Annotated in this window: 24 protein-coding genes; 13 read left to right on the forward strand and 11 right to left on the reverse strand. The window is 69.3% G+C overall.

Annotation, left to right across the window (positions count from 1 at the left end; genetic code table 11):
- Positions 1-66 precede the first annotated feature (66 nt).
- The 6 genes from BLO63_RS15440 to BLO63_RS15465 all read right to left on the reverse strand — a co-directional run bounded on the left by BLO63_RS15440 (position 67) and on the right by BLO63_RS15465 (position 3677).
- On the reverse strand, positions 67-729 hold the full coding sequence (locus BLO63_RS15440) for a glutathione S-transferase family protein (RefSeq protein ID WP_162841821.1): 663 nt from the start codon (positions 727-729) through the stop codon (positions 67-69).
- Positions 726-1331 carry a cob(I)yrinic acid a,c-diamide adenosyltransferase gene (locus BLO63_RS15445; protein WP_091442284.1) on the reverse strand — a complete coding sequence of 202 codons (606 nt, stop codon included), beginning with the start codon at positions 1329-1331 and terminating at the stop codon, positions 726-728. Before BLO63_RS15445 ends, BLO63_RS15440 begins: the two co-directional genes overlap by 4 nt.
- A gap of 12 nt (positions 1332-1343) precedes the next feature.
- Entirely contained in the window at positions 1344-1547 is a 204-nt protein-coding gene (locus BLO63_RS15450) for a twin transmembrane helix small protein (protein ID WP_091442287.1), read from the reverse strand.
- A 45-nt stretch (positions 1548-1592) separates the two neighbouring features.
- A complete protein-coding gene (locus BLO63_RS15455) occupies positions 1593-2069 on the reverse strand; it encodes a TspO/MBR family protein (RefSeq protein WP_091442290.1) in 477 nt (158 codons plus the stop codon).
- Positions 2070-2269: 200 nt separating this feature from the next.
- Positions 2270-2728, reverse strand: a complete 459-nt coding sequence (locus BLO63_RS15460) for a baeRF12 domain-containing protein (RefSeq protein ID WP_091442292.1) — start codon at positions 2726-2728, stop codon at positions 2270-2272.
- Positions 2729-2843: 115 nt separating this feature from the next.
- On the reverse strand, positions 2844-3677 hold the full coding sequence (locus BLO63_RS15465; protein ID WP_091442294.1) for a YihY/virulence factor BrkB family protein: 834 nt from the start codon (positions 3675-3677) through the stop codon (positions 2844-2846).
- A gap of 231 nt (positions 3678-3908) precedes the next feature.
- On the opposite strand from BLO63_RS15465, the gene BLO63_RS15470 reads away from it, so the two are divergent.
- Together BLO63_RS15470 and BLO63_RS15475 are read left to right on the forward strand one after the other, a co-directional pair.
- Positions 3909-5243, forward strand: coding sequence for a glutamate-5-semialdehyde dehydrogenase (locus BLO63_RS15470; protein ID WP_425284340.1), 1335 nt, complete (start codon positions 3909-3911; stop codon positions 5241-5243).
- 198 nt (positions 5244-5441) lie between these two features.
- Positions 5442-6008: a nicotinate-nucleotide adenylyltransferase gene (locus BLO63_RS15475; protein ID WP_244517911.1), complete on the forward strand. Its 567-nt coding sequence runs from the start codon at positions 5442-5444 to the stop codon at positions 6006-6008.
- Positions 6009-6030: 22 nt separating this feature from the next.
- Here the strand turns inward: BLO63_RS15475 and BLO63_RS15480 are convergent, their stop codons facing one another.
- The 4 genes from BLO63_RS15480 to BLO63_RS15495 all read right to left on the reverse strand — a co-directional run bounded on the left by BLO63_RS15480 (position 6031) and on the right by BLO63_RS15495 (position 9266).
- Positions 6031-6408 carry a response regulator gene (locus tag BLO63_RS15480; protein WP_091442302.1) on the reverse strand — a complete coding sequence of 126 codons (378 nt, stop codon included), beginning with the start codon at positions 6406-6408 and terminating at the stop codon, positions 6031-6033.
- Positions 6409-6479: 71 nt separating this feature from the next.
- Entirely contained in the window at positions 6480-7532 is a 1053-nt protein-coding gene (locus BLO63_RS15485; protein ID WP_244517899.1) for a sensor histidine kinase, read from the reverse strand.
- Positions 7533-7717: 185 nt separating this feature from the next.
- The gene (locus BLO63_RS15490) at positions 7718-8845 is read right to left on the reverse strand and encodes a BMP family ABC transporter substrate-binding protein (protein WP_091442306.1); all 1128 of its coding nucleotides are present in this window, start codon (positions 8843-8845) and stop codon (positions 7718-7720) included.
- A gap of 25 nt (positions 8846-8870) precedes the next feature.
- Complete coding sequence (locus BLO63_RS15495; RefSeq protein ID WP_091442309.1) at positions 8871-9266, reverse strand: hypothetical protein; 396 nt, start codon at positions 9264-9266, stop codon at positions 8871-8873.
- Positions 9267-9443: 177 nt separating this feature from the next.
- Between BLO63_RS15495 and BLO63_RS15500 the strand changes: the two genes are divergently transcribed.
- Positions 9444-9674, forward strand: a complete 231-nt coding sequence (locus BLO63_RS15500; protein WP_091442310.1) for a hypothetical protein — start codon at positions 9444-9446, stop codon at positions 9672-9674.
- Positions 9635-10060, forward strand: coding sequence for a hypothetical protein (locus BLO63_RS15505; protein ID WP_091442313.1), 426 nt, complete (start codon positions 9635-9637; stop codon positions 10058-10060). The genes BLO63_RS15500 and BLO63_RS15505 overlap by 40 nt, the downstream gene beginning before the upstream one ends.
- Before the next feature lie 52 nt (positions 10061-10112).
- Here BLO63_RS15505 and BLO63_RS20980 read toward each other — a convergent pair whose 3' ends face one another.
- Positions 10113-10754, reverse strand: a complete 642-nt coding sequence (locus tag BLO63_RS20980) for a hypothetical protein (RefSeq protein WP_143007078.1) — start codon at positions 10752-10754, stop codon at positions 10113-10115.
- Between the two features lie 171 nt (positions 10755-10925).
- Between BLO63_RS20980 and rsfS the strand changes: the two genes are divergently transcribed.
- From rsfS to BLO63_RS15550, 9 genes are all read left to right on the forward strand, one after another.
- Positions 10926-11339, forward strand: a complete 414-nt coding sequence (rsfS, locus tag BLO63_RS15510; protein ID WP_091442315.1) for a ribosome silencing factor — start codon at positions 10926-10928, stop codon at positions 11337-11339.
- Positions 11340-11346: 7 nt separating this feature from the next.
- The gene (rlmH, locus tag BLO63_RS15515) at positions 11347-11829 is read left to right on the forward strand and encodes a 23S rRNA (pseudouridine(1915)-N(3))-methyltransferase RlmH (RefSeq protein ID WP_091442318.1); all 483 of its coding nucleotides are present in this window, start codon (positions 11347-11349) and stop codon (positions 11827-11829) included.
- Between the two features lie 118 nt (positions 11830-11947).
- A complete protein-coding gene (locus tag BLO63_RS15520; RefSeq protein WP_244517900.1) occupies positions 11948-13246 on the forward strand; it encodes a murein hydrolase activator EnvC family protein in 1299 nt (432 codons plus the stop codon).
- Entirely contained in the window at positions 13243-14592 is a 1350-nt protein-coding gene (locus BLO63_RS15525) for a S41 family peptidase (RefSeq protein WP_091442321.1), read from the forward strand. The genes BLO63_RS15520 and BLO63_RS15525 overlap by 4 nt, the downstream gene beginning before the upstream one ends.
- A 176-nt stretch (positions 14593-14768) precedes the next feature.
- Positions 14769-15173 carry a hypothetical protein gene (locus BLO63_RS15530; protein ID WP_091442322.1) on the forward strand — a complete coding sequence of 135 codons (405 nt, stop codon included), beginning with the start codon at positions 14769-14771 and terminating at the stop codon, positions 15171-15173.
- An 88-nt stretch (positions 15174-15261) separates the two neighbouring features.
- Positions 15262-15774: an RNA pyrophosphohydrolase gene (locus BLO63_RS15535; RefSeq protein ID WP_091442325.1), complete on the forward strand. Its 513-nt coding sequence runs from the start codon at positions 15262-15264 to the stop codon at positions 15772-15774.
- Positions 15775-15896: 122 nt separating this feature from the next.
- The gene (locus BLO63_RS15540) at positions 15897-16619 is read left to right on the forward strand and encodes a TetR/AcrR family transcriptional regulator (protein WP_091442327.1); all 723 of its coding nucleotides are present in this window, start codon (positions 15897-15899) and stop codon (positions 16617-16619) included.
- Entirely contained in the window at positions 16616-17878 is a 1263-nt protein-coding gene (locus BLO63_RS15545; RefSeq protein ID WP_091442330.1) for an efflux RND transporter periplasmic adaptor subunit, read from the forward strand. Before BLO63_RS15540 ends, BLO63_RS15545 begins: the two co-directional genes overlap by 4 nt.
- Positions 17878-21063, forward strand: a complete 3186-nt coding sequence (locus BLO63_RS15550) for an efflux RND transporter permease subunit (RefSeq protein ID WP_091442333.1) — start codon at positions 17878-17880, stop codon at positions 21061-21063. The genes BLO63_RS15545 and BLO63_RS15550 overlap by 1 nt, the downstream gene beginning before the upstream one ends.
- The last annotated feature ends 217 nt before the right edge of the window (positions 21064-21280 follow it).

Genomic DNA, 21280 nt, shown 5'->3' on the forward strand with positions numbered 1-21280 from the left:
GCGATGCGGCGCGCGACGCCGTACAAGAATGCCGCGCCGCGCGCGAAAACGCCACCGCGCCGGCGCTTAACGCGCGGCGAGACCGAGTTGCTTCAGCGACGGCCGCGCCGCCATGCGGGCCCACCACGCGGCGAGCCCGGGATGCGCCGCCAGCAGCGCGGCGCCTTCCGGCGCCTGCCTGACATAGTCGATCATCGGCGCCAGATGGAGATCGGCAAGGCTCAGCTGGGGGCCGGCAAGGAACGGCGCCCCGGCCATGAGGGCCTCGATGGCGGCCAGACATTGGCGGGCCTCGTCAAGGGCGCCTGCGAGGCGGGCCTCGTCGCAAGGCACGCTTTGCGCGGGTTTCTCCACCCGCTCGACATAGACGCCCCAGACCAGCGCCCGATAGGCGTAGGAATCGGCGATGCTGATGATCTGGTTGGCGCGCGCCCGTGCCCTCGCGTCGTCGGGCAGGAGGGCAGGGCCCGCGAAGGCCTCATTGACATAGCGGGTGATGGCGCCGGTCTCATAGAGGCGGAAGCCGTCATGCTCGAAGGCCGGAATCCGGCCGAAGGGGTGGCGCTCACGATAACCGGGCGGCAGGCCCTCCGGCGCGAAAGGATCGACCGGCACCAGATCGTGGTCGGCGCCCTTCTCGATCAGCGTCAGGCGGACGATGCGGACATAGACGCTGTCCGCCGTGCCGAAGACGCAGGGCCGCGCGGCGGGGGCGTCCGGGGCGGTCACTCCCGCCCCGCTGCCGGCACCCAGAGCACGTCGCCCGGCTCGCCCTCGCCCGCCGCGCGGGCATTGGCGATGCGGCTCATGACGAACAGGAGGTCGGACAGGCGGTTGAGATATTTCACCGCCTCCGGGGTGACGAACTCGCCCAGCGTGGCGGACAGCTCCACCGCCATGCGCTCGGCGCGGCGGCACACGGTGCGGGCGACATGCAGATGCGCCGCCGCCGGGGTGCCGGCCGGCAGCACGAAGGAGCGCAGCGGCTTGAGGCTGGCATTGAGCGTGTCGATGTCGCGCTCCAGCTTGTCGACCTGCGTGGCGACGATGCGCAGCGGGGTGTAGCCGAGATCCTCGCCGGTCTCCGGCGTGGCGAGGTCGGCGCCGAGGTCGAACAGGTCGTTCTGGATGCGCGCCAGCATCGCCTCCATGTCGGCCAGCGCCGGCGCGGCGCTCGTGTGCAGCCGGGCGACGCCGATCAGCGCATTGGTCTCGTCCACCGTGCCATAGGCGGCGATGCGCAGATCATATTTCGGCCGCCGCTCGCCGGTGCCGAGCGCGGTGGTGCCGTCGTCGCCGGTGCGGGTGTAGATGCGGTTGAGCACGACCATGCGGATTTTCTCTCAGCCCTGGTTCATCAGGATGATGGTGAGCAGCACGAAGCACAGCGCCACCGCCTGCAGCAGCACGCGCCACTGCATCAGCTTCTGCGACCGCTCGGGCGGGCCGCCGCGCGCCAGATTGGCGAGGCCGAGCACCAGCACCAGCGCCACCGAGCCGAGGGCGATGGGCAGGACGATGAATTTGGCGATGGTGACAAGGTCCATCAGGGTCTCCGGCGGCGCGCGAGGGGCCGCGTGTCTCGGGGGCGCTCAGTTCAGCACGACAATGGCGGCGTTCAGCGTGGTGGCATAGGACACCCACGCCAGATAGGGAACCAGCAGCCACGCGGCGATACGGTCGATACGCAGGCACGCCCAGATGGTGGCGGCGATGGCGAGCCAGAGCGCCACCACCACGACCAGCGCCGCGCCCGGCGCCTCCAGCCCGAAGAACACCGGCGACCAGATGGCGTTGAGCGCCAGCTGCGCCAGCCACAGGCCGATGGCCAGCCGGCGCGCCGGTGAGGGCGCGTGCAATTGCCACAGCCGCCACAGCGCCACCGCCATCAGCACATAGAGCGTGGTCCAGGCGATGGGGAAGGCGGCGGGCGGCGGGGTCCAGGACGGCTTCACCAGCCCGGCATACCAGGTGGGAATCTGCGGCGTGGTGACGAGCGAGCCGAGCGCGCCGACGCCGAGGCAGAGGCCGACGGCGAGAACCAGGCGGAAGAAGGAGAGGGTTTTCATCAGGCACCTTCCGGGCTCGTGGTCGGTCACTTCCGCCGGCTTTTCACGGCCGGCGCCGGCGTAGGCAATACGGGCGGGACGCGGATCGGTTCACCGCGCCGGGCCTGGGGCGCCGCGTGCCGACGCGAAACCCCGCCGCCGGGCGGGCCGGCGGCGGGGAGAACCTAATCCTCTTTTTCGCTGCGGGGAAACCGGCGGCGTCAGGCGGCCAGATGCTTCTCGATCTCGTGGATCGGCAGCTTGACCATGTCGCGGTCGACCTCGGCGGCGACGATGTCGCTGACCGCCTTGGACAGATGCGGCCGCAGCGCGCCGAGCGCGCGCGGGGCGGCGACGATGACCATCGACTTCACCTCGCCCGCCGTCACCGCGGCGTCGAGCCGGCCGGCGAGCTGGCGCATGAAGGCGCGCTCGCCCTCCTCCTGCCAGTCGGTCGGCTCCACCGAGGAACGCGCCGAGCCCACCGACTGGTGCACCCGGCCGGGCTGGTCGGTGCCCTGCTCGCGGGTCGGCGGGTTGTCCTGCTCATGCACCTCGTGGGACCGCAGATTGGGGAAGAGGGCGTCGCCCTTGTTGCACAGGATCAGCGCCTTGCGCCCGTCGCAGACGACGACCCACGCGCCTTCCTCGATCTTCATCTTGTCGTAGCTGGTGCTCATGCGAGCCTCCTTGCCATCTCGAACCCAACACGCCATTGGGCGCCCGGAACGCGCCCGGGCGCCTTGACCAAGGTCAAGCGATGGGAGAGCGGGGAGGTTCCGTGCAGGCGGCGGCTCAGAAGCGCCCTTCGCGGGAGCGGCGGATCGAGGCGTTGAGTTCGCCGCCATACACGAAGATCGAGGCCGTGGTGTAGAGGAACACCAGCGCGATCATGACCGAGGCGAGGCCGGCATAGGTGGTGACGTAATTGCCGGCGAACTCGGCGAGGTAGCGGCCGAACGCGGCGCCGGCCGCCAGCCACAGGCCGAGCGTCACCAAGATGCCCGGCGCCACTTCGGCGAGGGTGCGCCGTCCCGCCGGCAGCCACATATGCGCCACGACAAGCGCCACGATCAGGATCGCCGAGGTCGCGGCGTAGCGCAGGAAGGTGATAACCCAGCCGAACGGCTCCAGCGCCGGCACATAGCGCACGGCGGCGAGCCACAGCACCGGGCCGAGCACGACGAGGAAGGACAGCGCCAGCAGGCCGGCGGCGCCGACCACGACATAGCCGATCGATTCGAGGCGCAGCCAGTACCAGGAGCGGGCCTCGCGCATGCCATAGGCGCGGTTGAGGCCGATGCGCAGGCTCTCAATGCCGTTGGACGAGAAGTAGATCGCCAGCACCACACCGATGGTCAGCACGTCGGTGCGGACCTGGGTGAGCACGTTGCGGATCTCGCGGCCGATCGGGTCGGCCACCTGCGAGGGCCACGCCTCCAGCATCAGCTGCACCGTCTCGTCGGCGAGGTTCTTGAAATCGAAGAACGCGGCCAGCGCGGTGACGAAGATGAGGAAGGGAAACAGCGACATCAGCGCGGAAAGCGCGATGTGGCTGGCAATCGCCCAGCCGTCATCCTCGACGAAGCGCCAGAAGGCGTCCCAGGCAATGTCGAAGGCGCGAAACAAGGGCGGCGGTCTCCTCGCGGATGCGCCTCAACGGGCGGGCTTGTCGCCGTGACATCGGATGCCTCGGGCGAAATGGCAAGGCACAAATGCGATTCCGGTCGGCGCGCCATGGTAAAGAGCGCGGCACCCGCCATTTCGCTTTGGTGCCCGAAGGCCGGCCTGTGCTAGACAGGGCGCCCGCTTTAACCACCCCCGGCCAATGTGCCCCGACCAAACTTGATGGGTGATGCCATGACTGCCTCCTCCGCCCTGCGCGACGCTTCCGCCACCGAGACCGCTCTCGGCGCGCCGGCGCCGCGCGTTCCGGAGGATGTGCACGCGGTGATGGCCGCTATCGGCCAGCGTGCCCGTGCCGCCGCCCGCGCACTGGCGCTCGCCCCGGCGCAGGCGAAGGCGGACGGGCTGATGGCCGCCGCGCGCGCCATCCGCGCCCGCGCGCCCGCCATCCTCGCCGCCAATGAAGACGACCTCGCCGCCGCCCGCGCCGCGGGCATGAGCGCGGCGCTGCAGGACCGGCTGGTGCTGACCGAGGGCCGGCTGGAGGCGATCGCCGGCGCGGTGGAGGAGATCGCCGCGCTGCCCGATCCGGTGGGGCAGGTGACGGAAAGCTGGGAGCGGCCGAACGGGCTGCGACTGGAGCGGGTGCGGACCCCGCTCGGCGTCATCGGCGTGATCTATGAGAGCCGGCCCAATGTGACGGCGGACGCCGGCAGCCTGTGCCTGAAGGCGGGCAATGCGGTGATCCTGCGCGGCGGCTCGGACAGCTTCAATTCCTCCCGCGCCATCCATGCCGCGATGGTGGAAGGGCTCGTGAGCGCCGGCCTTCCCGCCGACGCGATCCAGCTGGTGCCGACCCGCGACCGCGCGGCGGTGGGCGAACTGCTCGCCGGGCTCGGCGGCACTCTCGACGTAATCGTGCCGCGCGGGGGAAAGAGCCTCGTCGCCCGGGTGCAGGCGGAGGCGCGGGTGCCTGTCTTCGCCCATCTGGAAGGGCTGGTGCACATCTATGTCGACAAGGGCGCCGATCTCGGCAAGGCGCTCTCCATCGTCAAGAACGCCAAGCTGCGGCGCACCAGCGTGTGCGGGGCGGCGGAAACCCTGCTGGTCGACCGCGCCGATGCCTCCCGCCTGCTCGCCCCGCTCGTCACCATGCTGTTGGAGGCGGGCTGCGCGGTGCGCGGCGACGCCGACACCCAGGCGGCGGATGCGCGGGTGACGCCGGCGAGCGAGGAGGACTGGCGCACCGAATATCTCGACGCCGTGATCTCGGTGAAGCTGGTCGATGGGGTAGGCGCGGCCATCGACCATATCGAGACCTATGGCTCGCACCACACCGACGCCATCCTGACCGAGGATGCGGAGGTGGCCGAGCGCTTCCTCAACGAGGTCGATTCCGCCATCGTGGTGCACAACGCCTCGACCCAGTTCGCCGATGGCGGCGAGTTCGGCTTCGGCGGCGAGATCGGCATCGCCACGGGCCGCATGCATGCGCGCGGGCCGGTGGGCGCCGAGCAGCTGACCTCGTTCAAATACCGCGTGCGCGGCACCGGCCAGATCCGGCCGTAACATGCCCGCTTTGACCTGCCGCGCTGTTGCTCCCTCTCCCCGCCGGGGAGAGGGTCGGGGTGAGGGGGCGTTGGGGCCGGGATGACGGAACGCCCCTTCCCCTCACCCGGCGCGTTCCGCGCCGACCTCTCCCCGGCGGGGAGAGGTGACGTTGTCCCGTTGCCGTCGCTTGCCCGCATTCCCCCGCTCGCGCCGGGCATGCGGATCGGGCTCTATGGCGGCAGCTTCAACCCGGCGCATGAGGCGCACCGCGCCGCCAGCCTGCTGGCGCTGAAAAAGCTGCGGCTCGACCGGGTGTGGTGGCTGGTGACGCCCGGCAACCCCTTGAAGGACAACCGCGCGCTGCCCCCGCTGGCCGAGCGGCTGGCGCAGGCGCGGGCGATGGCGGACCATCCGGCGCTGCTGCCGACCGGGCTGGAGGCCGGGCTCGGCACCCGCTACAGCCATGACACGGTGGCGGCGCTGGTGCGGCGCTACCCGCATGTGCATTTCGTCTGGCTGATGGGGGCGGACAATCTCGCCGCCTTCCACCGCTGGCAGCACTGGCGGGAGATCGCGGCGCTGGTGCCGATCGCGGTGATCGACCGGCCCGGCTGCACCTTCCCCGCCATGGCGAGCCCGGCGGCGACCGCGCTCGCCCGCTGGCGGGTGCCGGAGAATGAGGCCGCCGCGCTCGCCATCCAGCGCCCGCCGGCCTGGGTGTTCCTGCACGGGCTGAAATCGCCGCTGTCCTCGACCCGGATCCGGCAGGCCGGCGAGGGATGAGCGCGCGGCGGGATCGCCGCGATCACAGGGCCTCGCCTGCCAGCAGAAGGCCGATGGCGTCGGCGATGGCATGGCCGTCATAGGGCTTGGGAAAGAACCGGCTGCCGGCGGGGAGGCTGCCTTCCTCGATGATCGCGTTGCCGGAGGCCACGACCAATTTCACCGGCGGCCAGCGGTTGCGGATATGATGCGAGAGCTTGATGCCGTCCATGGTGCCGGGCATCTGCACATCGGTGAAGACGAGGTCGATGTCGTTGCGCGACTCGAGCAGGGCGATGGCCTCGTCGGCGCAGCCGGCTTCCAGCGCCACATAGCCCGCCGATTCCATGAGGTCGACGGCACTCATCCGGATGATCGGGCTGTCCTCGACGATGAGGATGACGGCCTTGCCGTTAAACATCACGCACTCGGTTCACGTGAGCCGAGGACGTCGTCGGCCGAGGGAGGGGCATGTCGCCGGGCACGGCAGGGCTACTCCGCTGCCGGGTGGCTGGCGGAGCGACGGGTGCCGGCCCGGTGGCGGATGGTGACGGACGTGCCGGGATGGGCGTCGCTCACCTCGATCTCGCCATCGAGATTGCGCGCCAGCGCATCGACAATGCCGGTGCCGAGGCCGGGCTTGGGCGCCGCCTCGCCGGTCAGCAGGCCGACGCCGTCATCGGACACGCGCAGCGTCCAGTCCTTGCCGGCGGAGTGAAAGTCGATCCCGATCCGGCCCTTCGCCTGATCGGGGAAGGCGTGCTTGAGCGCATTGATGACGAGTTCTGTGACGATCAGGCCGAGGCTGATCGACACATCCGCCTCCACGCTGCTCTCATCCACGGTCACCGCGATGGAGAGCCGGGCGGCATCGGCGATCATCGAGGCGCCGAGGCTCTCGCTCAGCTGGGTGAAATAGCTGCGCAGCTCGACCTTGCCCGCCTGGGCGGAGGAGAGCTGGCGCTGCACCGAGGCGATCGACATCACCCGGTGGTGGGCGTTGTGAAGGTGGCCGCGCGCCTCTTCCGACTGCACGCCGCGCGCGCTCTGCATCAGCACGCTGGCGATGATCTGCAGGCTGTTGGCGACCCGGTGCTGGACCTCCTGGATCAGGATGGCCTTTTCCCGCACGAGATCGTCCTTCAGCCGCGCCTCGGCGCGCATGTCGGTGACATCGGTGACGGCCATCTGCAGCCGGACCCGCGCGCTGTCGCCATCGTCCAGCGTGCGCGCATTGACGATGAGCCGCCGCGTCTCGCGGCCGGGCCGTTCAAGATCGATCTCATAGGCCTCGATGCGGGCGCTTCCCGAGGCGGTGGTGCGCAGCAGCGAGGCAAGCCCGGGCAGCGCCCATTCGCCCGCACCCAGCTCGGCGAGCGGGCGGCCGGGAATCGTCGCCGGCTCGATCGCGAAGGCGCGGCAGAACGAGGTGCTCGCCGCGATGACGCGCTGGTCCTCGGTGAGAAAAAGCAGCGGCTCATTGGACGAGACGACAACGGCAATCGTGCTCGCCGCCTCGAAATGCGCAATCGGTTCGTTTGACACGGCATGGCCCTCATGGGCCGAAAACCCGCGGAGCGAGCCATCATTCGGCGGGAACGCCGTCAAAGGCCGTTGCCGGCCTGACGTTCTGGCAGACCTTAGCACACAAACGGGCAGAACCCGCATGAGTTGAGGCTGAGGGGGATAGGTGAGAACCCTGAGTGGCAATCGCGGCGGCGCGCCGCGCCTCACGGGAGCGCGCCGACGACGCCCTCAAGGAGATAGTCGGTGCGCTGCAGTTCGTCTGCGTAGGGGCCATAGCTCGTGCCCGCCCCCAGCACCTGCCGGCCCCTATTGTCGAAGAGCGGGCCGGTGAAGATCGGCGCGCCGCGCATCATCTCGGCGATGGCGCCGGTTGCCGCCGCGATCGCCTGCGGGTTGGCGCCGGCGCCGAACGGGCTGGAGCGGACGAGACCGGTGTCATAGCCGCCGGTGACGAAGTTCGGCAGCGCCGCGCCGCGCGCCACCTCCTGCACGAAGCCCTCGAACAGGCCGGCCCAGTGATAATCCGCGCCGGTGATGTAGCCCTTGGGCGCCAGCGGGTTCTGGTCGACCGCGTGGCCGCAGGTTCTCACCCCGCGCGCTTCCGCCGTCGCGATGGCGACTTTCGGCGCGTCGAGATGGCACGTGATGACGTCGCAGCCGGCATCGACCAGCGCATTGGTGGCCGCCGCGTCATGCGCCTCGTCCTCCCAGCCGCCGGTGAACAGCACCCGCACGACGGCCTCGCGGTTGCTGGCGCGGGCGCCGAGCAGGAACGAGTTCACATTGAGCAGCACCGGGGCGAAGGGCAGGCCGGCGACGAAGCCGAGCGTGTTGCTGGCGGTGCACAGGCCGGCGGCGACGCCGTTGACATAATGCCCCTGGTTGATCAGCGCGTTCTGGCTGCCGAGATTGGCCGGGGTGGCGGCATTGGCCAGCGCCGAGGCCTGCCGGAACCTCACCTGCGGGTGACGCAGCGCCGCCGCCACCAGGAAGGGGTCATGGCCGAAGGAGGTGGAGATCACCAGCCCCGCGCCCTGCGCCACCAGCTGGTCGAGCGCCGCCGCATAGGCGCGGGTTTCGGCATCGTCGCGACCGCTGTCATAGTCGGTGCTCTCAGGCAGATAGCCGGCCTGCACCACGTTGACGCCGGCGGCTTCCAGCGCCGCCCCGGCGGCGGCGAAGGACTGGTTCCACCCCCAATCCTGCCACGGGCCGATGGCAATGAGCCCGACGGTGAGCGCCTGCGCCCGCGCCATGGCCGGCACCAGCGGCACCAGACCGGTGAGGGCCAGGCCCTTCAGCAGATGGCGGCGGGTGGGCAGGCCGTGCATGGGGCGCATCCGGGGAGCGGCGGCTCTAGGGTTTTGGGTGCAGCGGCCGGCAGTTCAGCGCCACGGTTTTCATCGTGCGGCCGGCCTTGCCATCGCAGCCGAGGCGGATGGTGTTGGTGAAGGGCGGATCGAGGAAATACTCGAAATCGTCGGGATCATCGTGCTCGATCAGCCGGTAGAGCTTGTAGGGGTTGCCGTCGCAGATCAGCTGCTCGCTGTCGACGAAAAGAGCGGCGGGCAGCACCAGCACATGCTCAACCTGCGGATTGGCCGCGCACCATTTCCGCGCCAGCTCGGCATTGTCCCGCGCCTCGATGATGAGCGCGTCGGGGTCGAAGGCGACGGTCTGGGCGAAGGACAACGAGGGGGACAGCGCCGCGAGCGCGGCCACCAGACCCAGAGCCGCCAGACGGTCAGCCACTTCGTGTCCCTCCGCGCCCTCACATGGCGCCCCCGATCCTTGCGCCCGTTCGCGCTCCAGCGCCAGCTGAATCCGCCGCCCGGCGACCCGGGAGGCGGACGCCGGTTCTCTGGTCAACAAACCAGCCCCATGGCGGCGATGGCGATTCTGGCCGCCTTCCGCTGAGGCGCGCTGGCGGTGGTGCTGGGCTATGGGCTGCTTTATGGCGTGTTCTTTCTCATGTCCTTCGGGCTGGCGCATGGCTATGGCGAAAGCACCGCCGAGGCCGGGCTGCGGCTGGCGCTGGTGCCGGTCGCGCTGGGCCTTGTCGCGCCGTTCAGCCATGAGATCGGGCCTTCCTCGGCGCCCGCCGGATTGGCGTCGCCGGCATGGCGGCCCGCCTGTGCGGCATCGGGATGCTGTGGCTGACCTTTGGCCTGTCGCCCTGGCACCACTGGTTTGACACGCTGTCCTTTCTGCTGATCGGCGCGGGCCTCGGCCTGTTCGTCGCCCCTAACAGCACGGCCACCCTCGCCGCCGCGCCGGCAGGGCTGGCCGGGGCCGCCGGTTCGCTGCGGAACCTGATGCGCGTGCTCGGCACCAGCCTCGGCGTCGCCGCCGGGGCGACCGCGCTGGCCTGGCGGCTGCGCGTGGAGACCGGCAGCGCGGGCGACTGGCTGGGAGCGGACGGCGCGAGCCTGCTGGCGGCCGTGCGGACCGCGCTGCCGATTCTGGCGGCGATGGCGATGCTGGCCGCCTTCGCGGCGCGGCGGGCGGCGGCGGGAGGAGGGGAGGGTGCAAAGAAGGGGCGGTGAGGGGAGCGGGCCGACGGGACGGGAGTGCACTCGAACAAACGGACTTTGAATTTTAACTAGATTTCAGATGCTGTGCGAGCGTTTGTCCTGCTTCTGCACGTGTTTGGAAACTGCTCATGTTCCGTTCTTCGTCGGGATTGAAGCCTGCTCGCCGCACCGCGCTAAAGATTCGTTCTTCGATCCAGTTGGAGCTTTCCGTTAAAAGCTCCAAAGAATCTCTACCGGAGAATTTTCCTCCATTCATGCGAATGACAGGGCGCGCTCCATCGTCATTGTACATTGAAATTAGTGACAGTCGACGAGCGCTAAATGTACCGTCCTGCTTTATCCAGGCCTCGTAAGCCCTCCATTCATACTGGTGAATTATGCTATCTCTTTCCTTTTTTAAGAAATGCCAGAATATCTCGTTCTTATCTTTCTCAGAATTAATGAATTTCCACTCATCTTTAATTGCGTTTGTCAGGCATGAGGGTAGACAGGATTTGGCGTCAATCTTAAAAAGATCGATAGAGGTTCTTAGAATGGTGCATGCTCCAATCCATCCCACCTTCCATTCGAAGAGAAGCGTATCAACTGATTTCAGGCGGTCATTAAGGTTCCGTATGCCACTTCGTCCGTCTGATAGGGCACGATACGAGGACAAAAAGTACTTCGTCGGGATGTAATTATGTCGGTAATTTTGCGGGAGGGTCATTACGATCTCCAAATTCGGCAAGGCGTGCGGACACGGTTAACTAGTGATACCCCTCCCCGCCCCCCGGTTGAAGATTGCCTCCATCCGCACTATCCTAAGGGGGCATGCACGGGCGGGAGGTCCGCCCGGGGCGATGCGGTTTCGACGAGAGGATCAGGACCCCTGTCCATCATGGCGCTTGCAGCGGCCGACACCAGCCCGGCGACTGCACCTGTCTCTGACGCGCGTTTAGACGCCGAGGAGATTCTTGCCCTCGTTCTCGCCCGTCTCGATGATGACCAGGCCGAGGACGTCGTCTCCATCGAACTGCGCGGCAAGACGACCATCGCCGATTACATGGTCGTCGCCTCCGGCCGCGCCCAGCGCCATGTCGGCGCCATTGCCGAGCACCTCGTCGAGGCGCTCAAGGGCCGTGGCGTCAAGGGCGTGCGGGTCGAGGGCTTCCCGGCCTGCGACTGGGTGCTGATCGATGCGAGCGATGTCATCGTCCACATCTTCCAGCCGGAAGTGCGCGGGTTCTACAATATCGAGAAGATGTGGTCGGCTGCCGTCCCCGGCGGCCCGGCGACCCTGACGCGCGGCTGAGCGCGTCTTGCGCCTGCTTGTTCTCGCCGTGGGCCGGCTGAAGGCCGGGCCCGAGAGGGAATTGTGCGCGCGCTATTTTGATCGCGCCGGCAAAAGCGGGCGCGCGCTCGGGCTTTCCGGCCCGGATGTCTCCGAGATCGCGGAGAGCGCCGCCCGTCGCGCCGAGGACCGCATGGCCGAGGAGGGCGCCGCCCTCATCGCCACGCTGCCCGACGCCGGCGCCGTCATGGCGCTCGACCCGCGCGGGGTCGAGATGAGCTCCGAACAGATCGCCGCCGACATCGCCGCGCTGCGCGACCGGGGCTCGCGCACCCTCTCCTTCATCATCGGCGGGGCCGATGGACTGAGCGAGCCGGTGCGGGCCCGCGCCGACCGGCTGATCGCCTTCGGCCGCGCCACCTTTCCCCACCAGCTCGTTCGCGTCATGATGGCCGAGCAAATCTACCGTGCGACCACCATTCTCGCAGGCCACCCCTACCACAAGGCCTGAGGGCGATGGCGGCGCGCTAACCTCACCTTAACCCTGCCGGCCCCTCCCTGTGCCGATGCCCGCCCGCCGCACCGCTTCGCCCCCCTGCCGCCGGCCGCCCCGCCGGGCGGTGGCGTGCGTGCGGCTGAGCGTGCTGGCGCTGCTGGCCGGGCTGTGGGGAGCGCCGGCCCTGGCGCAGACGCCCCCGCCGGCCGGGGCGGAGCCGCCGGCCCCGCAGGACCAGCGCCAGCGCATCGAGCAGCTCGACGCCGAACTGAAGGATTCCACCGCCGTCCAGGAGCGCCTCGCCGCCGAGGTGGCGGCGCTGGAGGGCGACCGTGCCAAGCTCAACGAGGCGCTGCTCGACACCGCGATCCGGGTGCGCGAGACCGAGGGCAAGCTCGACGCCAGCGAACAGCGCCTGCTGCTGCTGAACCGCGAGGCGGCCGACATCAAGGAATCGCTCGAGGCCCGCCGCGCCGTGCTGGCCGAGGTGCTGGGCGGGCTGGTGCGGCTCGGCCGCCGCCCGCCGCCGGCGCTGATGGTGCGCCCGGACGACGCGCTGCAGTCGATCCGCTCGGCGATGATGCTGGGCGCGGTGCTGCCGGAGCTGAAGGCGGAGACCGATCTGCTCGCCAGCGAACTCGCCGCGCAGGAGCGGGTGCGCCAGGACACCGCCCGCGAACGCGACGCTCTCGCAGAATTGAAACGCTCGCTGGCCGATGAGCGCGCCCGCACCGCCGCCTTGATCGAGGAGAAGAAGAACTCGCTGCAGCAGGGCGAGGCGGCGCTGACCGAGGAGAAGACCCGCGCCGCCGCGCTCGCCGCCGAGGCGGGCAATGTGCGTGAATTGATGGAGCGGATGGAGACCGAGATTTCCGCCACCCGCAAGGCGGCGCAGGAGGCGGCGCAAATCGAGGCGCAGCAAGGCGCCGGCGGGGGCCCGGCGGACCGGCTGGCGGCGCTGCAGAACCCCGGCCGGCTGGCGCCCGGCGTGCCTTTCGAGGAGGCGAAGGGCCTGCTGAAACTGCCGGTCGGCGGCGCGGTGCTGAAGGGCTTCGGCGCCGATGACGGCTATGGCGGGCAGGAAAAGGGCATGTCCATGGGCACCCGCATCGAGGCGCAAGTGGCCTCCCCCAGCGATGGCTGGGTGGTCTATGCCGGGCCTTTCCGCTCATATGGACAACTGTTAATTATCAATGCGGGCGGCGGCTATCATATCCTGCTCGCCGGAATGGATAAGATCACGGTGGAATTGGGTCAGTTCGTGCTGTCGGGCGAGCCGGTGGGGGTGATGGGACGCGGTCCCCAGCTCGTATCGTCGGCCGGCCTTGGAACCGCCCAACCCATTCTCTACGTCGAGTTCCGCAAGGATGGTAACTCGATCGATCCAACGCCATGGTGGGCGACGAGCGAAAGCGAGAAGGTACGCGGATGATGCGTAGGACGTCTGTATTTCTCTTCGGTGCGGCGGCCGGCGCCTTGATCGCGGTCGGTGCCACTCAGCCGCGTCTGCTGCTTGAGCCGACGGCGGCGATGGCGGCGGCTTCGGATACGTATCGCCAGCTGAACCTTTTCGGCGACGTCTTCGAGCGCGTGCGCGCCGATTATGTCGAGAAGCCGGAAGACGCGAAGCTGGTGGAAGCGGCCATCAACGGCATGCTCACCTCGCTCGACCCGCACTCGACCTATATGGACGCGAAGGATTTTCGCGACATGCAGGTGCAGACCCGCGGCCAGTTCGGCGGGCTGGGCATCGAGGTGACGATGGAGGACGGCCTGGTCAAGGTGGTCGCCCCGATCGACGACACCCCGGCGGCCAAGGCCGGCGTGCAGGCCGGCGACCTCATCGCCAAGCTCGACGGCGAAGAGGTGAAGGGCATGACCCTGAACCAGGCCGTCGACAAGATGCGCGGCGCCGTCAACACGCCGATCAAGCTGACCATCGTCCGCAAGGGCGCGGACAAGCCGATCGAGCTGTCGATCACCCGCGATGTTATCAACATCAAGTCGGTGCGCTCGCGGGTCGAGAAGGACGATATCGGCTATATCCGCATCACCTCGTTCAGCGAGCAGACCGGCGAAGGCCTGAAGAAGGCGGTTGCCGACCTCACGAAGCAGATCGGCGAGGACAAGCTCAAGGGCTTCATCATCGACCTGCGCAACAATCCGGGCGGGCTGCTCGACCAGGCGATCGACGTCTCCGACACCTTCCTCGACCGCGGCGAGATCGTCTCCACCCGTGGCCGCGACCCCGATCAGACCGAGCGGCGCAACGCCCGGCCGGGCGACCTCGCCAACGGCAAGCCGATCATCGTGCTGGTCAATGGCGGCTCGGCCTCGGCCTCGGAAATCGTCGCCGGCGCGCTGCAGGACCACAAGCGCGCCACGGTGCTGGGCTCGCTCTCCTTCGGCAAGGGCTCGGTGCAGACGGTGATCCCGGTGTCCGGCAATGCCGCGATCAAGCTGACCACGGCGCGCTACTACACGCCGTCGGGCCGCTCGATCCAGGCCAAGGGTATCCAGCCCGATATCGAGCTGGTGCAGGACGTGCCGCAGGACGTGAAGGAAAAGGCCGAGGCGGCCGGCGTCGAGACCACGCGCGGCGAGGCCTCGCTCAAGGGCCATCTGAAGAATGGCGAGGACGAGCAGACCGGCTCGCCGGCCTATGTGCCGCCGGACCCGAAGGACGACACCCAGCTGAAGCTGGCGATCGACCTGATCGAGGGCGTGCAGAAGAACGCGGCCTACCCCGCCGACCCCAAGGCGGCCGTGCCGAACTGAGCGTGCCGTTCGTGGCGCCGCCGAAGGGTGGCGTCACCTGAAGACCGCGAGGCCCGCCTTCCCCGGAGGCGGGCCTTTCGCTTTTTCGCGCTGCCGCGGCGAACGCCCGATTCTGCCCCGATCCTGCCTTGGTCGGCGGCGACAAAGGGAGCATGAACAGCGCGCCCCCTCTCCGCATGCTTTCTTCCCGTCCGTTGGAACAGGCGCCGTCAGGCGAAAGCCTGCCGGGCCGCGACGCCGGGCGGGACCACGCGCGGCACTGCGCGGCGGTTGGTGTGTTCGGCCTCGCCATATTGTCGGCGGTCAGCGTCGGGGTGGCGGCTTATGTGTTCGGTACCAGCGAGCCGGCCGCGCCGCCGAGCGCCCCCTTCGCGCTGGAGGCGGGCGGCTTCCCGACCATGGGCGTCGCCGCCGACATGCCGACGCTGCGCTCGCCTCTGGGCGGGGATGACGGCGCCAGCATCACCGTGTTCGACGGCGCGACCGGGCGCAGCGAGGTGATGGCGGGTCCTGGAACGCTCGATACCGCCACGGCCGCGCCCTTCGCCGGCGCGGAGAGTGAGACGGCGTTAACCCCGTGACCAAGCGGGCGCGCGCCGCCCCTACGCGCCGCCCGGCTCCTCGCCTATGATCCCGCCCGGCGCGTGCTCCAGGTCCTGCGGTGGCTTCATGATCCCTTTCGACCAGCTTCCCTATCGCCCCTGCGTCGGAGTGGTGCTCGTCAACCGTGACGGGCTCGTCTTTCTCGGCGAGCGCCGGGGCGGGCCCGAGCAGGTGGACGCGCAGCATTCCTGGCAGATGCCGCAGGGCGGGATCGACGAGGGCGAGAGCCCGGAAGAGGCGGCGCTGCGCGAGCTTTATGAGGAGACCAACGTCTCCTCGGTCGAGCCGCTCGCCATGGCCTCGGAATGGTTCGCCTATGACCTGCCGGAGCCGCTGGCGCGGCAGGCCTGGAAGGGGCGCTTTCGCGGGCAGACGCAGAAATGGATCGCCCTGCGCTTCACCGGCACGGAGGACGAGATCGACGTCCTCAATCCGGGCGGGGGCAAGCACAAGCCGGAATTCGTCGCCTGGCGGTGGGAGCGGCTGGAGCGCACGCCCGGGCTGATCGTGCCGTTCAAGCGCCCGGTCTATGAGCGGGTGGCGCGCGAGTTCCAGCCGGTGGTGGCGCCGGCGCGCTAGGCGCGGCGTCAGAGAGCATCCTTCGGGGCGCCCATCCCGAATGCGAACGAACGTTCGTTCTTGACTCGTTTTCCCAATATGTCTAAATGCGAACGAACGTTCGCTCCAGCAGTGGAAGGTGCATGAACACCCACGCTCCCCGCCTGCCCGTGGCCGAGACCGGCGCCAACTCCGGCACCGCTCCCGGCGCGCGCCCGCCATCCGAGGTCGCGGGAACCGCTGCACCGGCGGAGAAGCTTCGCCGCGACCCGCGCCGGCGGGTGCTGGACGCGGCCATTGCCTGCTTCACCCGCGCCGGCTTCCACGGCACCTCGATGCAGCAGATCTGCGCCGAGGCCGGGATGAGCCCGGGCGCGCTCTACCGCTATTTCCCCTCCAAGGAATCGATCATCGTCGCCATTGTCGACGAGGAGCGGGCGATGCGGATGAGCTGCCTGGAGCTGCTGGACAGCGCGCCGGGCTTCGTCGAGGGGCTGGCCCGCATGGGGCAGGCGCTGTTTTCCGGCGAGACGCCGATGGTGTCGCTGGCGCTCGGGCCGGAAATCTATGCCGAGGCGGCGCGCAACCCGGCGCTGAAGCCGACCTTCGACGCCGTCGAGGACGAGATGAACGCGGCGATCCGCGCCCATTTCGTCGCCGCCCAGGCGCGCGGCGAGGTCGACGCCGCCATCGACCCCGACGTCGCCATGGTGATGATCAACGCCATTGGCGACGGGCTGGTGCTGCGCCACAGCTTCGAGCCCGACCTTTCCCTCGTTCAGATGATGCCGGCGCTCGCCGGCCTGATCGGCCGCATGCTGGCCCCCGCCGCGGCGCCGACCCTTTCACCGGACCACACATCATGACCGTGAAGCCGCCCTCCTTCCGCGGGCGCATTGCGCTCGCCCTCACCATGACCGCCGTGGTCGTGGGCCTGGCCGGCTATGCCTTCCGCGACCGGATCGCCGCCGGGCTGAGCCTTTCCGAGCCGGCCCAGGCCGAGAGCGCCGCCCCGGCCCCGAACGAGGTCAAGGGCATCACCATCTCGGTGGTGCCCGCCACCGTGCGCGAGGTGGTGGAGCGGCTGCCCGTCACCGGCACGCTGGTGGCGCGCGAGGAGATTCTGGTCGGGCCGCAGATCGACGGCTACCAGATCACCGAAATCCTGGTGGAGGAGGGCGACCGGGTGGAGCAGGGCCAGGTGATGGCGCGGCTCTCGCGCGACATGCTGGAGACGCTGCTCGCCCAGAACACCGCCAATGCCGCCAAGGCGCAGGCCTCGATCGCCCAGCAGAAGGCGCAGCTGCAGCAGATGCTGGCGCAGCTGACCGAGGCGGAAGCCGCTGTCGAGCGCGCCCGCACCCTGATCAAGACCGGCGCCACCTCGCAGGAAGTGCTGGACCAGCGCGAGCGCGCGGTGAAGGTCTCCACCGCCCAGGTGACGGCGGCGGAGGAAATGGTGACGGCCGCCGAGGCCGAGGCGGCCCAGATCAAGGCCACTCGCGACGAGATCGAGGTGCGGCTCTCCCGCACCGAGATCAAGGCGCCGCAGGCCGGCATCGTCTCGGCCCGCTCGGCCCGCGTCGGCGCCATCGTCCTCTCGGCCAATAGCGAGCCGCTGTTCCGCATCGTCAAGGATGGCGCCATCGATCTCGACGCCGAAGTGCCGGAATCGGCGCTGCCGCGGGTGACGCCGGGCCTCACCGTGGCGGTGCTGCCGGCCGGCTTCGACACGCCTCTGGACGGCACGGTGCGCCTGGTCGGCGCCAAGGTCGACCCGACGACCCGGCTCGCCCGCGTCGCGGTGGCGCTGCCGGACGACCCGCGCCTGCGCCCGGGCGCCTATGGTCGCGGCGTGATCGAAATCGCCCGCCACCAGGGCGTGGCGCTGCCGCAATCGGCGGTGCAGTTCGCGTCCGAGGGCATTTTCGTCCTCGTCGTCGAGGGCGACACGGTGCGCCGCCGGCCAGTGAAGATCGGGCTGCAGGGCGACGGCGTGGTCGAAATCGTTGAGGGGGTGCGCGAGGGCGAGAGCGTCGTCGCCCGCGCCGGCGGCTTCCTGCGCGACGGCGACCGGGTGACCCCGGTGCCGCTGGCCGCCGAGCCGGACAAGGGAGGCGTCTGATGGCCCTTAACGTCTCCGCCTGGGCGATCCGCAAGCCGGTGCCCTCCATCGTGCTGTTCGTGGTGCTGACCGCGATCGGCCTCTACACCTTCGACCGGCTGCCGATCACCCGCATGCCGAATATCGACGTGCCGATCGTCTCGGTCGCCATCACCCAGCCGGGGGCGGCGCCGAGCGAGCTCGAATCGCAGGTAACGAAGATCGTCGAGACCTCGATCGCCGGCGTGCAGGGGGTGAAGCACATCTCCTCCACCATTACCGAGGGTTCCTCCCTCACCGTGGTCGAGTTCCAGCTGGAAACGCAGGTCGACCGCGCCGTGAACGATGTGCGCGACGCGGTGACCAAGGTGCGCACCGACCTGCCGCAGGATATCGAGGAACCGTTGGTGCAGCGGGTCGATGTCGAGGGCATGGCGATCGTCACCTATGCCGCCTCGGCCCCGGCGATGACGCCGGAGGAACTGTCCTGGTTCGTCGACGACACGCTGGTGCGGGCGCTGCAGGGCGTGCGCGGCGTGGCGCAGGTGAAGCGCGAGGGCGGCGTCGAGCGCGAGATCCGCATCTCGCTCGACCCCGACAAGCTGGCGGCGCTCGGCGTGACGGCGGCGGATGTGAACCGCCAGCTCGCCGCCACCAATGTCGACCTCGCCGGCGGGCGCGGCGAAATCGGCACGCAGGAGCAGTCCGTACGCACGCTGGGCGGCGCCTCCACAGTGGCCGATCTCGCTGAGACCCGCATCGCCCTGCCCGGGGGCCGCCATGTGCGGCTGGCCGATCTCGGCTCCGTCACCGACGGGGCGGCCGAGCCGCGCATCTTCGCCCGCCTCGACGGCATGCCCGTGGTGGCCTTCGGCGTCTACCGCGCCAAGGGCTTTTCCGACGTGGTGGTGGCCGAGAACACGGCGCAGGCGCTGCGGGATCTGGAGAAGCGCCATCCCGACGTCTCGATCACGCTGATCGATTCGACGGTGAAATACACCGAGGCCGACTACACCTCCGCCATGCACACGCTGATCGAGGGCGCGGTGCTGGCGGTGATCGTGGTGATGCTGTTCCTGCGCGACTGGCGCGCCACCATCATCACCGCGACGGCGATTCCGCTCTCCATCCTGCCCACCTTCTGGGTGATGGACATGCTCGGCTTCTCGCTGAACGGGGTGAGCCTGCTCGCGGTGACGCTCGTCACCGGCATCCTGGTCGACGACGCCATCGTCGAGATCGAGAACATCGTGCGCCATATGCGGATGGGCAAATCGGCCTATCGCGCCGCCATCGACGCCGCCGACGAGATCGGTCTCGCCGTGGTGGCGACCACGTTGACGATCGTCGCGGTGTTCCTGCCGGTCAGCTTCATGGGCGGCATTGCCGGCCAGTATTTCCGCCAGTTCGGCATCACGGTCGCGGTGGCGGTGCTGTTCTCGCTGCTGGTGGCGCGCCTGCTCACGCCGATGCTGGCCGCCTATTTCATGCGCGATCTCGGCCATCGCGAAAAGCCCGATGGCTGGTTGAAGCGCGCCTATGTCGCGCTGCTGCTCCGCTCGATCCGCTACCGGTTTGTGACGGTGGCGGCGGGTATCGTGCTGTTCATCGGCTCGATGTGGCTGTCGACCCTGCTGCCCTCCGGCTTCATTCCCAATGCCGATGTGTCGCGCTCGGTGCTGGCACTGGAACTGCCGCCGGGGGCGACGCTGGAATCCACCCGCGAGGCGGTCGACGAGATCGCCGAGCTGCTGAAGGCGCAGCCGGAAGTGGCCAGCGTTTTCGCCACCGCCGGCTCGGGCTCGGCCGGGGAGTCGGTCAGCAGCGGCGGCGAGGTGCGCAAGGCGACGCTCATCGTCAATCTGGTGCCGCGTGGCGAACGCGCGGCGACGCAGAAAGAGTTCGAGATGCGGCTGCGTGAGGAGATCGCGCGCCTTCCCGACCTGCGCTTCAATTTCGGCGCCTCCGGCGGGGCCGGCCCCGGCGGGCGCGAATTCACCGTCATTCTCTCCGGCTCGGACGGCGCGCTGGTGGAAGCCAAGGCGCTGGAACTGGAGCGGGAGATCCGCGACAAGGTGAAGGGGCTCTCCAACGTGCAGTCCTCGGCGGCGCTGGAGCGGCCGGAGCTGCGCGTGGTGCCCAAGCTGGCGGAAGCTGCGGAAATGGGCGTGTCGGTGGCCGACATCGCCCAGACGGTCCGCATCGCCACGCTGGGCGATGTTTCGCAGAACCTCGCCAAATTCTCCGCCGGCGACCGGCAGATCCCGATCCGGGTGCAGCTCGACGAGAAGGCGCGCGCCGACCTCTCCACCTTCGAGACGCTGAAGGTGCGGACGGCGGCCGGCGCCTCGGTGCCGCTGCTCTCGGTGGCTGACATCTCCTTCGGCACCGGCCCTTCCAGCCTCAACCGCTATGACCGCGCCCGCCGGGTCGCCATCGAGGCGGACCTTGCCGGCGAAACCCAGCTCGGCGAGGCGCTGGCGGAAGTCTACGCGCTGCCGGGGGCGAAGAGCCTGCCGGCCAGCGTGGTGCTGAAGGAAACCGGCGATGCCGAGATCATGGCCGAGGTGTTCGGCGGCTTCGCCACCGCCATGGCGGCGGGCGTGATGATGGTGCTGGCGGTGCTCGTGCTGCTCTTCGCCAATGTGCTGCAGCCGATCACCATCCTGATCGCGCTGCCGCTGTCGGTGGGCGGCGCCTTCATCGCGCTGCTGGTCACCCACAACGCCATGACGCTGCCTGTGGTGATCGGCTTCCTGATGCTGATGGGCATCGTGACCAAGAACACCATCCTGCTGGTCGATTTCGCCATCGAGGCGGTGCATGCCGGTGTCGACCGCACCACGGCGCTGATCGAGGCCGGCCGCAAGCGCGCGCAGCCGATCGTCATGACCACCATCGCCATGGTGGCGGGCATGATGCCCTCGGCGCTGGGACTGGGCGAGGGCGGCACGTTCCGGGCGCCGATGGCGATCGCTGTCATCGGTGGCCTCATCGCCTCCACCGTGCTGTCGCTGGTGTTCGTGCCGGCGGTGTTCACCCTGATGGACGATCTCGGCCGGTTGATGGGGCGGATCTTCGGCCGCTTCATCGGCGCGCGCGACGAGGCGGACGACCACGCGGCCGTGCCGGCGGCGCGCCCGGGGCTGCACGCGGTCGATGCCGGCCCGCACTCGACGCCGCGCCCGCCGATGGCGGCAGAGTAAAAGGGGGCCGATCGTCCCTCATCCCCGGGCCTGTCCCGGGGACCCAGAGTCTGCGCTTCGCGCCGGCAGGAAGGCTGGGTGGCCGGGTCAAGCCCGGTCCTGAGGGGTGGGCGTGGACGCTGCCGGCCCCGTTCGCGCCAGGGGCAAGGGGGAGTGGGATCGGCCAGGAGTTTTGCGCTGGGTCCCGGATCGGCGGTGCGCTGCGCGCACCTTGTCC

It is taken from the genome of Ancylobacter rudongensis (assembly GCF_900100155.1).
Classification (GTDB): Bacteria; Pseudomonadota; Alphaproteobacteria; order Rhizobiales; family Xanthobacteraceae; genus Ancylobacter; species Ancylobacter rudongensis.